The organism is Bradyrhizobium sp. MV1.5, from assembly GCF_055807615.1.
The window spans coordinates 1-15,750 of the sequence record NZ_JBVVPL010000006.1 but is presented as its reverse complement, the minus strand read 5'-3'; the positions used below and the strand labels follow the sequence as shown (position 1 = coordinate 15,750).

Genomic DNA, 15,750 nt, shown 5'->3' with positions numbered 1-15,750 from the left:
CGAGTCCGGCCGCCCGCACCAATTGCCACTTCAACCAGAAATCTGGCACAAAACCAGCGGTTGTGGGAGGCTGAGGGAAACGGGGGAAGCCTTGGCACGCATACGTCATATCGAAATTCGCAATTTCCGCCGCATCCAAGCATTCTCGTGGTGGCCATCGCCCGGCATCAACTGCTTGATTGGTCCAGGAGACGTGGGGAAATCTTCGATTCTTGATGCGATCGACCTTTGCCTAGGGGCACGGCGCAATGCTCAATTCACTGACGCTGATTTCTACAATCTCGACGTCGACAAGCCGATCGCCGTAACCGTGACAATCGGAGAGCTGGACGACTCTCTGAAGAACATGGAGGTTTACGGAAATTTCCTCAGGGGCTGTAATGTCGAGACGCAAACTATCGAAGATGAACCAGAGAAAACCTGCGAAACCGTTCTCACCATCCGGATGACGATTGCTGGAGATTTGGAGCCAGTATGGACGCTGGTGTCCGAGCGTGCTGCGGCGCAGTCGCAGTCTCGCAACCTCAACTGGGCTGATCGGGTACGCCTGAGCCCGACCCGTATTGGCGCACTTACGGACTACAACCTCGCTTGGCGGCGCGGGTCCGTGCTGAATCGCCTTTCAGAAGAGAGAGCAGACACCTCTGCCTCGCTGGCCAAAGCTGCTCGCGAAGCACGATCAGCTTTTGGAGATGAAGCGGACGCACAACTCGGCGAAACGCTCGGGATCGTCGCGGCGACCGCCAAGGAACTCGGCATCCCCGTTGGCGATAAACTAAAAGCCATGCTTGATGCCCATTCAGTGTCGTTTAGCGGTGGAACTGTGTCGCTACACAGTGAAGAAGGTATTCCCCTCAGGAGTTTAGGCCTCGGTTCAACGCGCCTGTTGATCGCCGGGCTCCAGCGCAAGGCAGCCAAGGATGCCACAATCATCCTTGTCGATGAGCTGGAGCACGGGCTTGAACCTCATCGCATCATTCGATTTCTTGGATCGCTCGGCGCAAAGGAGAAAATACCCCCGCTTCAAGCCTTTCTGACCACCCATTCGCCTGTAGCGGTACGGGAGTTGTCAGGAGATCAGCTCTTTGTCGTCCGCGCGTCCGGGACAGAGCATACAGCGACCGTGCTGGGCAAGGAGGATGCGATTCAGGGCACAATTCGTTCGTTCCCCGAGGCCTTTCTGGCCAAATCGGTCATCGTCTGCGAAGGAGCGAGCGAAGTTGGATTATTGCGAGGGCTCGACAATTGCGTTGTCGCCCAAGGTGACCCGTCATTGACTGCGCTCGGCGTGGCGCTCGTTGATGCCGGGGGATGTGATCACATCTACAAGCGTGCAGATGCATTTCAGCGGCTGGGATACCGGGTTTGCGTTTTCCGAGACGACGACAAGCAGCCAAATCAAGCCACGGAAGAGGAGTTTCTGGTCTTTGGTGACAGCCTGTTCAAGTGGCGCGCCGGGCGCGCGCTTGAGGACGAGCTGTTTCTTAGCCTCTCAGATGATGGCGTCTTGCGACTGCTATCACATGCCGAAGAGCTTCTCGGTACGGATCTTATTGACGAGCATATCCGTTCGGAATCCGCCGGGAAACTCACTCTCGCGGACTTCAAGTCGGCACTAACAACGGAAAAGCGCGAAACGCTTGCTAGGGCCGCTCGCAAAAAGAAGAACAGCTGGTTCAAGACCGTAAGTCGAATGGAAAAAATTGGCGAAGAGATAGTCGGCACTGATCAAAGCATGGATCAGGAGTTCTGCGATGTTCTAGATAATATCTTTGCATGGATCAAAGAATCCTAATGGCCGGTATAGATCTTCTGGAGATCAAGCGTGGCACGGTGACAGCCCCGGCCGGTTGCGGAAAAACACACCTGATCGCAGAATCCATTACCAAGGCGGAGGCCGCTAAGCCGATCCTCGTGCTGACGCATACCAATGCCGGTGTGGCTGCACTGCGCGGCCGCCTGGAGAAGGCTGGAGTTCCTACAAAAGCCTATCGCCTATCGACCATCGATGGCTGGGCAATGCGCCTTGTCGCAACATTCCCGAAACGCGCCGACTGTGACCCGAAGATTCTAAAATTGGAGAATCCCCGGACAGACTACCCAAATATTCGCAAGGCAGCCGCCCGGATGCTTAAGGCTGGCCACGGCCTTGATGTCATTGCAGCAACCTACAGCCGAATGTTTGTTGATGAGTATCAGGATTGCAACGTTCCACAGCATGCTATCGTTTATTACATGGCTCCGGCCTTCCCAACCTGCGTCTTGGGCGACCCGATGCAGGCAATATTCGACTTCCAAGAGCCCCTTGCTGACTGGGATACAATGGTGTGCAAGCACTTTCCTGTTGTTGGCGAGCTATCCACGCCGTGGCGGTGGAAGAACGTCAATGAGGAACCATTCGGAGAGTGGCTACTAGATGCTCGAAAGCAGTTGCTCGCGGGCAATGCGATCGACCTAAAATCGGCGCACGCGAACGTTTCTTGGATCAAGACCGGCGGAAAAGACGATCATGAACGCCGCCTTGAAGCGTGTCGAACTAAAGCCCCGAATAAGGATGGATCAGTTCTCATCATCGGGGATAGCAAAAATCCACAGGGACAGCGCCAATTCGCCAGTCAAACCCCGGGAGCTACCGCGGTAGAAAGTGTTGATCTTAAGGACCTCGTCACCTTTGCACGCACCCTCGATCTGAAGTCCAATGACGCACTTAACCAAGTGGTCTCCTTTGCTGAAGACGTAATGACAAACGTCGGCGGAACTACTCTGCTGAAGCGCATAGAAACCATCAGGGCGGAAAAGAACCGAAAGCCTGCGTCCTTACTTGAAGAAGCCGCGCTTCGTTTCTCGGACAGCCCCAGCCATGCCGGCGTTCGTGAGCTGCTTGGGGCGGTAGGTGAGCAGGCCGGCGCTCGAAGCCACCGGCCGGGGATCTTGAGAGGCTGCATCAGGGCACTCCAAATGGCTGAGGCTGAGGACGGAAGAACCTTTCAAGAGGCGGCGGTTATGGTCCGGGAACAATCGCGCGCGCTAGGTCGCCCACTTCCCCGCAGGGCGGTTGGCAGCACTTTGTTGCTCAAGGGTCTCGAGGCCGACGTCTCGATTATCCTCAACGCAGCAGATTTGAACCGTCAGAACTTATACGTGGCGATGACCCGAGGCTCCCGTCGCCTGGTCATTTGCTCAGAGAGCAACGTGCTAAAGCCTAAGTAGTAAACCCCGATCGGGATGGGCTTGGAACAAGCGGTAGCATACCCATCTCATGGAGCTGCGCATCAATTGCAGAAATCGCAAACGCCTATCCGCTCTAGCAAGCGTGGTTTTCCCAACGTGTCCGACGTTGTTAGAACGAGGATGCGCGCCATCGGCAAGAAGGATATCTTTGGCGAACCGCCTCCTCCACGGACGCGTCGGCAAGCCGACCGGGCTCTATGCGCAAACGCGCCGGGCTAAGTGTCCCGGCCTACGGTGACGATCCCTCGCGAACGCTAAGGGGCGTGATTGCTGGCGACTGCAAAGGGTCAAGCGACGTCGAGACCGGTGGTCAAAGCCCTCTTCCCTTCGTTGTACGAGCAGTTTAGCGACGCGCTTTCTTACGCGTAGACACCTTCTTTGCCTTTTTGGTCGGTTTGGAATTTCGTTTTGCTGGCTTTCGCGTCTTCTTCTCAGCCTTCGGCTTGGATTTGGAGTGCGACTTTGGCTCGCTACTTGCGGTGTTGGATGCCGCGGCATCGGCCTCATATTCTTCCAGGCGACTTTCGATCAGCCTCAGAATGGGAATGCCTCCACTGATCAGACGACGCAAATCGTCCCGCTTTCTTTCTAGCCGTCTTCTTTCAAACTCGATGGGATCAATCTTATCCTCCTTCGCTCCGGCCTTGATAAACTTAAAGACCGTTAAATCGCGATCTGCGTCTTCAGCAAGAACTTTCGCCGCTGAAAGCCATACTTCGTCAGGTTGCCCAGAAGCGCGTGCTGCTTGTTCAAAGCAGAGGCCGACCATCGCCCGCGCGCCTCGATCGAAGGTTTTTGCCGCATCGATCCATTCTTGAGAGGGAGGCTTTGCCTCCTTCTTCAGCTCATCAGCCGGTCGGTACTGAAAATAACGGCCATTGCTCGGATTTGGATCGAAACTCTCAAGAGCGCGCAACACTGCGTCATAGCCTTCAAATGGCTGGGTACCGCGAGGAAAGTACGCGCGATGCTTCCAAAACTTGAGGATTGTATCCACTAGCTCGGCTTCAAGGACCACCTTCGCCGGTCCGGAGGCGCGCTTATGTGCCAAGAGTTTCTCGGCTAGGTGATGAGCGATCCATTGCCCGAGCGTATCCTCATCAACCTGCAGCTTGAATTTCTCAACGAGCCTTCCACCAAGTGCCAACAGCTCCTGTGTGGCTTTCGATTGTGCCTTCCGTTCGTAAGATGAAGAATTGTTCGAACGCTTTGCTTTTCTTGGTTTTTTCATCGTGCCTGCCCCCGTATTCTGCCTCTAGCCTCCGTTCCAAGTGAATGCCGACGATCAAACTCATCTTCTGCCTTCTAAGGAAGGACATTAGCACGTCGGCATCAATCTGAAGACAGCTCCCCTCCGACTTGGTCTCTCGTTGCCGATAGGGCCCGCCGTCGTAATCGTACCTCTCAGGAAGATCTGCCCAAACCAACTCGCGAATAACAATCTTGTCCGCCCCCCCAATCGTCCAGGCCTTGGCTGGTGGTGGGCTTGCTTTAAGGTTTAGATCTGCAATCACGGTTTGCGCTGGTGACTTCGTGGGTCCGTTGGTGCCGTTTCTCAGGGGATCCTTTAGATCCAGTCCCTCGTCATGGCGGACGTCTGCGAGCCATCCGACAAGCTTATAAGGCATTTCACTAAAGCGCTGATCGTGATCATAGTCGGAATCGGCATTGGGTAAGTGATACGGCCACTGACGACGATCTCTCATGCTGAAGGAACGGGCTAAGGCTCCCGCCGTTTCCGGATTAACCAGAGCGCTGGAGATGTGTGCTCGAACCTCTCGGGTAGGAAAGCCCGAGGTCCATGTGCCTTCGACTATTAGGGTGTCAGCATCAGCAAAGAGAGCCGATAAAAACTCACTCTTTGAGATTTGGCTAACCCAGCGATTATCGTCCTTGGCCCCGGCAAGCCACAACGGGTCTTCAAGTGGCTTTGGATCTCTAAAGTCCGCCATCCAAACCGGAGGAACGGTGAGGAGCAGTTTTGCGACCCAGTGCTTGAAGGTGCCCCAAGAATCGCCATCCAGATGCTCCCAGAGCGGGTATTTCTGCAGCAATTCTCCGACCACACATAAGACAGCGTTCCATTCCAAGTAGTAGCCATAACGCTCGATGACGGGCATGCTACCTTTGTCGGAATGGTGAAGCCCCCAACGGTTTTCGTTGTAGCGCCCCTTGCGAGGCTCAAGGTCCCAATAATTGACCTTTTCAGGGGCCTTCCACTGATCAACCAGCCAGTACTCAAGCCGACGGTACAATTCGTCTCTTGGCAGGCCAACAAACATTCGTAGGAGTGGCGTAAGAACGTGTTCAACGGTGTCGTAACCGAAATCGAACCGCTCGCCTTTCTTTTCACTCCACTCAATATGGGGCGGATTGTTCTCCTTCCGCTTCTCGGAAGGCAGGGACGGAGCGTTCGTGCGTAGAACGCGTTCAAGCGTGGTTGGGTCGAGCGCGGCGGCGCCGCCTTCATGCAGAGCGACCAGCGCGGCTTTAGCGTACTCGCGGACAGAGAAGTGCGGGAAATCGTCGTCTAACGCGATGTCCAGGAGCTTCTTGTGAACGTCCAGCAAGCTATCAGGAGCTTCATGGGCAACTCTCGCCGCCGCTATGACCATCCAAAGCCGGGCAGCTAGCCAATAGAAAGGTGATGCAGGATCTCGAAACGCGTCATCTCGCGTTCGGTGATACTCTGCAAATAGCGAACTCACGTTCCCTTTCGCGCCGAGTTTGGCGAGCCGGCGCACCGCGTGCGCCGCGCGCCACCTTATTCGGGTATCGATGTCGCTCATGAGAGCGAAGAGTAGCCGGCCTAAAGCCTCGTCCATATTCGCGGGAACATCCTCACCCTTCAAAGCGCTCTCATCGAGTGAAACACGAGTACCAATGCGCTGTAGATACCAGTCGAAGATCAGCCACGCGTCATTCGGCTCCAAGAGCCCCGCCATTTGTTTGGAGACTATGAATAACGACCGACTTCCGAGTGAGAGGCTCGTTTTCTCCAACGCTTCGGCCAAGATATCCAGTTTTTGCGCATTGTTTAGCCGCGTGGCCGCGAGGAGATCACTTAGGTGTCTATACTCCCACCCATACATGACCATTAGACCCACGAACCGTTGAACAATTAAGCGAGGCAACGCACTTGAACGCCAACTGTTTACGGAAGGGCTATCCCATTTTGCCAGGGCGGCTAAGATGGCATCGGCTCGGCCAGTTTCGCTGTAATCACCAAGGTCACTTTCGGAGAGCGCATCGAGAAACGGGACGCGATCGCCAGGTGAGGAAATCGTGTCGATTATCTGGGTAAGGATCGGGCCTGCGCCGAGATACATCCCACTCTTGCGAGCAGCTTGGTATTCAGCTTCGATCGCGCCTCGCGTTGTGAATGGACCGCCGCTGATCTTGGCAGGGCTCGGTTCTTTTGATTCTTCGCGCTGCTCAGCCGAATTTTTCGAAGCGAGATAGTGATGCGTCTCAGCTAACCGGCGATAGTTCGCATGATCACATTGCAATCCCAGCGAAGAAACGGTGTTTATAAACTCGCCGGCATGCGCACCCATGTCTGTCGGCTTTTCGTAGAGTAAGAGGTCTTCCGAAAGCAATCCGATGATCTCAAATGCCGACGTCTGATTTTCGGACCTCAATCGACTGACAACGTCCAAACGGCTCTTGTTTGCGACGTCAGGGATAAGAATTAAGAGTGCTGCGGCAATTGATGGAGAAATCTCGTTGAGGCGGCCCGCCTCTGCCAAGAAATACTCCAGGTTCCTTGGGAAGTTCTCAATGCCCTGGTCGGCCCAGCGAGATATTGCGGCGAGTGCCAGGGGACTGTGAAGCCGCACTACCACATTTACACATTCGTCCCATTGGAAATGTTCCTCGTCTCGAAGCCGTACGGCGATGTCGGTTATCGCGTTTACCAGCGGAGTGGCAGCCCTTACCTTGGCGGTCGCATTCCAGCTTGCCGAGTGGACCGTTAGGGCTTCCAGAACTCCGACCTGGTCAATAGCTTCTCGATCGATTTCCTGTGCGAGAGAAATTGCATCCTCATAGAAGGTTCGTGCGTCTGGCTCGCTGAATACCAATGCAAGGCGACTGAAATTAATCGATGCGTCAACCTTAGTTGTTGCCGGCTCTCTTGCTGCTCGCAGCTCGGGCGATCGTTCGACCAGGGCTTTGAGAACAAAGTCCCTGCTCTCCAGGCGTAATAGTAGAAGGCGCCAGAGCGGAAGAAGATGGTCGCCAAATGGATCGCTGTAGCCGGGAGAGGCTATACTCGCTGCTTTGGCGAACAACGGTGCCCAAGCAAGACCGCCTAAATGCATCAATTCAAGGATGCTACGAGCAAGCCGGGCTCTGACACCGATGCCTGAATAGCGTTTGAGTATGTATTCATCGGAGCCCAAATTTCCGATTCTCTCGATCTGAGCCGCGTCCGTTGAACCACTGCGGCGATGGTGATTCAGGATAGAGGCGCGGCTCTCGTAGACGGAAAAGATAGTTCCGACGATCCGCCTTTGCTCTTCGTCAAGTTTCCGCGCCCGTGAGGTGTCTTCCTCTTTGGGCTTCCGTTTCTTGCCCCTGGTCTGCGGTTCGCTACTCGGTGGTGGCGGAGGCGGAGGGGGATCAATCGCGTCTAGAAACTCCTTCGACGACGTAGGCTTGCCGTCAATTGTTTGGCGCAGGACCCACGCGCGGATCGGGATATCCAGAGAACCGCTTCGAAGGTCGCTGTTGGGTGTTTCCAACGGAGCGTCCAAATTTCCGGCGAGCGTTAGGACGCCTCGTGTCGCTACCTCAGACATCCCCAGCGAGAACCCAATTTCGCCCGCTGTAACGAGCAATGCTCGCAATTCAGACTTCCAATTATCACCGTAGTCATCGGGCGTCTTATTGAATGATGGTCTCAGCGTACGCTCCAGTACAGAGAGCGATTCTTCCAAACGTGTGCACTCAATCTTCGCGCCCGAAAGAGCGAGCGGCACGAGGAGGAGTGCCTCCCAAGCCGATGGCAAAATCCGTTCGCGGAGCGCGGATTCCACAATACTGGCGTTTCCGGTTGCGATAAGGTTCGGAACCAGCCGCATCGCCGCAGACAGCCGTAACTGCCTTGATGTCCAGCGGTTGAGTTCCCGAAAGGCCGCTAAGGGGCCATGAAGGAGAGCTGCGCACTCGACGTCAGCAGCAACATCATCGATTTCAATGCGCCAACCGTGGCGCTCCTCTTGGGAAAGCTTATTACGGCGGGCGAGCCATTCATGATAGTAGTGCAGCTGTTCAATCGCTTGGATCTTGTTTCCTGAGCGTGCCGCCCTGACCGCATCTTGGATCAGGACGCGTCCCTGTCTCTTCGCACTGTCGGCGTTTGAGAGCACAAGTCTGACCAGCGAGGAGCGCGCGAAGCGGGTCGAGAGGTCCGGATGCTTATCTAGTATTTCTGCGAAGAAGGCCTGATCTTTTGAAGCTTCAGCCCCCAGCAGGACCACCTTCATGACCGCTGCTGCGTCGCCCGCGGCTCGGCACGCCGCATGGGCCAAGCGCAATCTCCGGAGTTGAATTTCGCGACGGACGATCGGATCCGCAATGGCGGCCGGCGACAGGTTCTTTTCTATCATCGGGAGAATTTCTTTCTCTCTCCCGGCGGCGACTAGCAGGTCGGCAATGTTCACCGCGACGTAAGCGTCTTTTTCATGGAGCGACGCGAAGAGATCGCATGCGCGTTCACTGATTTGCCCGAGCCCGGCATTTCCTTCGGCCCGGATGAAATCCTCCACGTCTTCGTCTGCGATGGATATCCCCTCATCCTCTAAACGCAGGCTGGGACTTGTATCTTGGATGAAGTCAATGACCTCTGATGCCTGAAGGCCGGCAATTTTGGCGAAGTGCTCAACCGGTATCGGAGCGGGAAGAGCGGCGAAGCAGGACATTAGGATGTCGTAGGACGTATCAATGCCTGCTTTATCAATCGCTTCTTGAAAGAGCTTCCGCAGAACGTCGGCCAGATTCTTGCCCCCTGGACGAAGCGCATTCAGCGTCTCTACCGGGTCATAGTTGCCGGCGCGGAATGCGTAGTCCTGAACCCGTGGTATCCCGTTCGATAACGCATGGAATTGCTCAATCCACTCCGTTGTTACGGTCGGAATTTTGCGTTTAGCGAACGCTTCCGTTTCCTGCGCGTTGAACGCTGGGCAAGCGACAAATCGGGTTGCCGCGGGTAGCTCTAGGCTGTCCTTCCTGGCAGTTCGGGAGCTGAATATCAGACGCACATTGGACGGGAGGAGCGCCAGGTCAGCCCTGGCTAGCTCCGTAACGAAGCAGGCTTCTGCGGGAATGGAACGTCTCGCGGCGGTGACGGAGTTATCTGCCGCGTCAATGCCGACAACTAATAGTGCGTTCGCGTCACTCTTGTACAGTAGATCAGCCGCAAGCTTAATCCGCTCTAAGAAGCGCCGCACCAGGATAGGGTTATTTGAACCTCGCGCCAGGAGAAAGGGAATACCCAGATCAAGGCTCAGTTCATTCGCAATCTGGGTGAATGCGTGCTCCGGTAGATGTCTGCGGTCTGTGCTGAACAGGTAGCGGCCGCCGCCATAACAGTCGAATAAGGCGAAAACGGATGACGGTGGCAATAGTGACCTGAGTTGCATCAACGAGGTCGTCTTGCCGCAACCAGCGCTCCCGTGCAGACAATTGATCTTGGAGCCGTCTAGAAGGGCGGCGAGCAAGGCTCGGGCAGGTTCTCGGTCGATTGGGTTGGCAACCGTCTTAAAGTCACTTGGCGCCGGAAATAGCCCTGATTCTGCTGCAACTCCGAACCATCCTAGGATGGTCTCTCGCGAAATGTATTCCCGCTCCTTGCCGGGCATCATGAGTTCGCGCATAAAGTACATAAGCTCGCGAACAGTTGTACTTTCGTCGTCGCCAAGAATCTCCGCTACGTGTTTCGTGATTGTTCCGCGCAAGGAATAGCGAGAGGATTGGCCGCACTCAGAGAGGTCCAAGGAGTTAACGAAGTGGCGAAGGTCTCCCTCATCTAAACCGGTTGAGCGCCGGACCTTCTCAACGTTCTCGGAGAGCTTATTGGCCCGACTGGCTGGTGCGTTAGCTTTTAAGGCGTCAATTGCTTCGTAAACCTCGGAAGCAATCCCTTGATTGCTCACCAGCCGAATTTGCAGCTCGGCGCCAGACTGCATCCGCCGCTTGGCTTCTCGAAATGCATCTGCAAGCCGCCTGATGACTGAATTGTCGCCTCCCTTCTTCTTGGTATTGTTAACGAGGCGAGCGATGGTCCAGTCTTTCTCCGGGTTTGTCGTCGAGTACTTGTGCTGTGCAATAACGACCTTGTTGGCCGTCTCCAGGTTCTTTCCCCCAAAGTAGAGTGCGCAATCGACGCCATCCCAGACCCTTTGGTCCTCGTCGACACTTTCGGACGCAATTCCTTCGACCGTTACGGCCGACAGCCCCGTTGAAGGGACGAGCAATCCAAGTGCTTGTTGCAGTGCCCAAAGCTCTTGATATTGGTCTCCTGCGTTGGAGGCGCGTGCGCCCAGTGGCGATGCGCGTTGCGTATCGACATCCTTAGCCACGAGCGGACCTAGTACCTAGCTTGCTCAAACCACCATCATCCCTTTAAGGTTGAGTCGGCTTACACTACCGCGAAGCGTTCTCCTTGTCAGTTGTGCGATAGTTGCTTCACCTCGCTCAACCCTCAGCACGGTCCTTCCCACGATCTACAACCTATTCTGGCGCGCTCCTATTGCGTCTTAAGACCATCTCCCGTTGCACGTCTAACTCCAATGCCCGGCCGGTAGGATGGGGAAACTAAGCCCGAGGCACATCCGCGCAGGGCTCCAAGCGTATCCCTAAAGGCAGCCCTGGGCCGGACCCTTGCCTTGAGCCCTCGCGTCCGGCCGCGATTGGCGTAGCCGGCTGACAAAGATATTTTGTCTGACCAACCGTGTTAGGCGAGACACACCGGAACGCAGCTCTTTCACGAAGGCGGTTCCGGCATGCGAAAACTCCGCTACGCTCACATCAACCGCTTGCCGGCAACGACCGGCACAGGAAACGTTTTTGTCTCCCGACCGGACTGCCGCCTGCGGCATCATCCAACAGGAGAATACAATGGCCACCAGGTCATCATCGAAGTCGAAGAAACCGACCCATGAAGCGTTCGTCGTCACCGGCGAAGGCGAGAGCGCGTTCTGGACCAAGCTGGGGGCGGCGTGGCCGCATGATGACGGCAAGGGGTTCAACGTCGAACTGATTGCCCTACCCGTCAGCGGTCGGCTCGTCATTCGCGAACGCAAGGCTGCCAGCACCTGACCGGCTCTATAGTCGGCCGCATGAGCTGCCGGCTCCGAGAAGTAGCCTTGTGCGATTCTTCCCGGAGCAGCGGTTAGGCACGCTGGCGTGGTGAGGGAAACCATCTTCCAAGACTCGGAAATGGTCGAAGCCCGTTGAGAGCTGATGACCCGCAACGTGCAGAGCTACCTGCCCCGCATCGGCAACGATGCGGGGCACTTCATATCCCGAATCCGATTATCTCGAATAGCCGATTGCCTCAGATCCATTCTGCTTGTTCGATAACGTCCTCGGAACGCACGCAAATGGCAACATGTGATCGGTCGAATAACCATGAGCGTGTATGGATAGGGCTTCCTTCAATAAAGGCGGCGCGTATCGAACGCACAGTATGGCCCTCCTTTTCCAGGAGTGCCGCAAAAGCAGTAATGTAATGATCATCCTCGTAGTTGGCGTAAAGCTCCCTCTTCTCCTCTTCGCTCAGATCGCGAAATAGAGCTTCGGGACCAAGTTGATTGCGATCCGGTGTGCCAAAGTTGTGTTGATTGTCCTTGAAGAGTTTCCAGTAGCCGATATCGGTCAGGTCAACGCAGTCTCTCAAGTCGATGGTTGCTTTGAGGACCGCTGGCCGTTGGCTACGACGCCGCCCTGCTTCACTTGCCCACAGCTTGGCCGCCTCAGGCCCATCCTGAAACAGATAGAAGCCCATCCCCAGCCATTTTGGCCGGCGATTGAGTCGGCTTGTGGTGCGGATCCCGTCTCTTTCGATATCGAGACGCCCTTGTTCAGTCGTCCCGTGAAAACCAATGACTTTCATGCTGTAAAAATGGACGGCGCTTGCGCACCGTCCTCCTTCCCCAAAAATAGATCTTCTATTCCTTATTTTTCGCAGGCGCTCCCGAAAGCTCAAACATCTTTGACCATCTGGATTTGCCCAATGCTTCTTCCGTCCGGCGCTTATCTGCCTCGATAAGCTCGTCGATGTTCTTGCTGGCTTCGCTTGCAGTTTTTGCAAACGACTCTGGATTGATGCGTTCGTAAATGGGTTTCGGGTTCATCTCGGACTCCTTTGCGAGTCCGGAGCTAAGATCGTCAGCTCCGTTGCGAGGAGGTGCTGAGACCTCCTCCGGAGCAGTGATAAACGGAACGTAGGATACTTTTCCGTTATATATCTTTCGCTCGCTGTCGTAAATCCGAAGTTGAACTATGGCGATGATCGAAGAGATAAGTAGCAAAAGCAAATCGGTATTGGTGAAACCTGGATCTTCTCGATACGAAATCAAGGCAGACACAATTACAACCAACGTCATTCCAAAGAAGAGGAAACTGAAGAAGACATTCTTCGCTATCTCACGCCCTCGGTTGTATTGGGTGAACTCCGCGTTGGAGAGCGGATGCGACACAATCACGCCCTTCGTATGCTTTTTCAAAAACAGGAAGAGCAGGTAAAGCTCGTATAAGAATCCAAGATGCTGCCTGCGAACGGGATATCGGGCGAGCCACAACGTTGAAGCGGCGAGGCCCAGTTGCGCTGTCGAAGCTAAGATGATGAACGCTAACGCGACACGAGCAGCCGCAGTCGTCTGGCTGGGCTCCAAAGCAGCTTGGAATATTGTCCCGATCCTATCGAAAATAGTGTCCTCCGAAATACACACGTGAAGGTGCGAATTTAAACAGCGCACACGTTTAAGGTTCCCTTCTTAGCGTTAAAATTCGGTGATTCCAAGGTTCCGAACCCTCGAAGCGGCACAAATTCGTGCCCCGGAGGCGCTATTAACCTTGGCCGCGTCGCCTACCGGCCGGGCTCTACGCGCAAGCGCTCCGGGCCAAGTGGTCCCGGCCTCCGGTCACGATCCCTCGCGCAAAGAGCTAAGGGGCGCTGCCCCTGGCGCCTGCAAGGGATCGCGTGAAGGACGCTCGGACGCAGCCGTTTCCCCAGTCTTCCGCGCTTCGCTTGTGCAGACCGGGAGATACCCCTCGGGCTGCGTCCGCCCTTGCACTTGCCTCCCCGGTCTCGCCGACGGGCAGGGCTTCAGCGCGGCTTTTGCGCTGAAACCTGTAAACCAAGGAAGAGACATAAGATGACCGAGAAAACCCAACCCAAAAGCGGCAGCGAGATATTCGTGCCGCTGAACATGCTGAAGAAGTCGCCCCGCAACGTGCGCAAGGTCGAGCACACCGCTGCGGAAGTCGAAGGTTTGGCGGCCAGCATCGCCGCCAACGGCATGCTGCAAAACCTCGTCGTGGAGCCGGAGCGTGACGGCGAAGGCCGTGAGACCGGCCATTACTTTGTCACCATCGGCGAAGGCCGCAGGCTGGCGCAGTTGCTCCGCGCCAAGCGCAGGCAAATCAAAAAGACCGACCTCATTCGCTGCGTGCTCGACACCGAGCATGACGCCCATGAAATCAGCCTCGCCGAGAACGTCATTCGTTCGTCGATGCACCCCGCCGACGAGTTCGAGGCCTTCGCGGTGTTGCACACGGAGAAGGGGATGGCGGCGGACGACATCGCGGCGCGCTTTGGCGTGTCGCCTGCGGTGGTGCGCCAGCGGCTCAAGCTGGCGGCGGTCAGCCCGGCGCTGATGGCGGTCTACCGCGAAGGCGGCATGAGCCTTGAGCAGGTGATGGCGTTCACCCTCACCGACGACCATGCGCGGCAGCAGGAGGTCTGGCAGGGCCTTGGCTGGGACAAGGGCGCGGATGCCATCCGCCGGGCGTTGACCGAGGGCCAGGTTGACGCGGACGACCGGCGCGTCCGGTTCGTCGGTGCCGAGGCTTACGTGCAAGCCGGTGGCATCATCACCCGCGACCTGTTCGACGACGAGAACGGCGGTTACTTCGCCGACCCGGCGTTGCTTGACCGGCTGGTGCTGGCCAAGCTGGAGCAGGAAGCGCGGGCGATACGTGCGGAAGGCTGGGCGTGGGTGATGGTCACGCCCGAGTATGACTTCCGCGCCACCAGCGCCATGCGCCGGGTCTATCCTTCGGAGCCGGAGCTTTCGGCGAAGGCGCAGCGCAGGCTGGAGAAGCTGGAGGCGGAGTACCGCGAACTGGAAACCGTCGCCGACAACGAGGAGATGACCGAGGCCATGCAGGCCCGCGTTGACCAGCTTGAGGCGGAGATGGAGGCCTTGAAGGGCCAGCCGGTCTACGCCCCCGCAGACATCGCGGCGGGCGGCGCGTTCGTGTCGCTCGGCTACGACGGCGGCGTGCGGGTGGAACGCGGGTTCATCCGCAAGGAGGATGAGGCGCCTGCCGCGCAGCGACGGGAGGCCGAGCCGGAGGCGGCAGCCAAGGACGGTGGGGTGTCCACCGCCCTACCCGACCGGCTGGTGGCGCAACTGACCGCCCAGCGTACGGCGGCGTTGCGGGAAGCGGTAGCGCAGCGTCCCGACATCGCGTTCATCGCGGTGGTGCATGCGTTCGTGGCGTCCACGTTCTACTTCGGCAACCGCGTGTCGTGCCTCGATATGACCGTGCGCACGGTCTACCTGTCGGGGCATGCGGCGGGGATTGATGAGAGCCCGCAGGGTCGTGCGTGCAGCGACCGGCAGGCGGAGCTTGCCAAGGCGCTGCCCGGCGATGTGCAAACCCTGTGGGACGCGTTGCTGGGGTTCACGCAGGAGCAGTTGATGCGTCTGCTGGCGCATTGCGCGGCGCTTACGGTCGATGCGGTCGTTCGTCCGGGATCAGGCTCATCCCAGCCCCTGAAACACGCCGAGGCGATGGCTCAGGCGGTCTCGCTGGACATGACGGTGCACTGGCAACCCACTGCCACCAACTACCTTGGGCAGGTCACCAAGGCGGTCATCGTCGAGGCGGTGCGTGAAGGGGTGTCGGAGGAAGCCGCCGCGCAACTGGGGGACTTGAAGAAGCCCGCGATGGCGGAAGCCGCCGAGCGGCTGCTGGCCGACAAGGGTTGGCTGCCGACCGTGCTGCGGCTGCCGCAGCGGCGAGCAGCTGAGGCGCTGGCGGCGTAGCCGTCAGGCCGAGCCGGGCCGCGAATGCGGCCTGGCTTACTTACGGAAACAAATTTGCCGCGCGCCCGGGGCGGGCGGGGCGCGGCCGCCCCCGCCGCCGCCCACCCCCCCCCCCCCCCCGGCGCCGCCGCCCGCCCCCCCCCCCCCCCCCCCCCCCCCCCACGTCCATGGCCACCTTGCCTCGCTCCCGCCATCGGCTCATATAACCTCGGTCCGCCGCAATGCTGGCCCCGCATAT

General features: G+C 57.2%; 8 protein-coding genes. 4 read left to right on the top strand and 4 right to left on the bottom strand.

The window, feature by feature from the left end; genetic code table 11:
- Positions 1-91: 91 nt before the first annotated feature.
- Entirely contained in the window at positions 92-1,795 is a 1,704-nt protein-coding gene (locus AC0L2J_RS07670; RefSeq protein ID WP_473388328.1) for an ATP-dependent nuclease, read from the top strand.
- Positions 1,795-3,210 carry a UvrD-helicase domain-containing protein gene (locus tag AC0L2J_RS07665; RefSeq protein ID WP_473388323.1) on the top strand — a complete coding sequence of 472 codons (1,416 nt, stop codon included), beginning with the start codon at positions 1,795-1,797 and terminating at the stop codon, positions 3,208-3,210. Before AC0L2J_RS07670 ends, AC0L2J_RS07665 begins: the two co-directional genes overlap by 1 nt.
- A gap of 364 nt (positions 3,211-3,574) precedes the next feature.
- Here the strand turns inward: AC0L2J_RS07665 and AC0L2J_RS07660 are convergent, their stop codons facing one another.
- Positions 3,575-4,462, bottom strand: a complete 888-nt coding sequence (locus AC0L2J_RS07660) for a hypothetical protein (protein WP_473388319.1) — start codon at positions 4,460-4,462, stop codon at positions 3,575-3,577.
- Complete coding sequence (locus AC0L2J_RS07655; RefSeq protein WP_473388316.1) at positions 4,353-10,814, bottom strand: hypothetical protein; 6,462 nt, start codon at positions 10,812-10,814, stop codon at positions 4,353-4,355. Before AC0L2J_RS07655 ends, AC0L2J_RS07660 begins: the two co-directional genes overlap by 110 nt.
- Positions 10,815-11,352: 538 nt before the next feature.
- Here AC0L2J_RS07655 and AC0L2J_RS07650 point away from each other — a divergent pair.
- Positions 11,353-11,553 carry a hypothetical protein gene (locus AC0L2J_RS07650; protein ID WP_473388313.1) on the top strand — a complete coding sequence of 67 codons (201 nt, stop codon included), beginning with the start codon at positions 11,353-11,355 and terminating at the stop codon, positions 11,551-11,553.
- A 238-nt stretch (positions 11,554-11,791) separates the two neighbouring features.
- Here AC0L2J_RS07650 and AC0L2J_RS07645 read toward each other — a convergent pair whose 3' ends face one another.
- Positions 11,792-12,349, bottom strand: coding sequence for a hypothetical protein (locus AC0L2J_RS07645; protein ID WP_473388311.1), 558 nt, complete (start codon positions 12,347-12,349; stop codon positions 11,792-11,794).
- A 55-nt stretch (positions 12,350-12,404) separates the two neighbouring features.
- Positions 12,405-13,130, bottom strand: a complete 726-nt coding sequence (locus AC0L2J_RS07640) for a hypothetical protein (RefSeq protein WP_473388309.1) — start codon at positions 13,128-13,130, stop codon at positions 12,405-12,407.
- A gap of 483 nt (positions 13,131-13,613) precedes the next feature.
- Here AC0L2J_RS07640 and AC0L2J_RS07635 point away from each other — a divergent pair, with 483 nt between their 5' ends.
- Positions 13,614-15,512 (top strand): ParB/RepB/Spo0J family partition protein, encoded by a 1,899-nt coding sequence (locus AC0L2J_RS07635; protein WP_473388306.1) that lies wholly within the window; start codon positions 13,614-13,616, stop codon positions 15,510-15,512.
- Positions 15,513-15,750 lie beyond the last annotated feature (238 nt).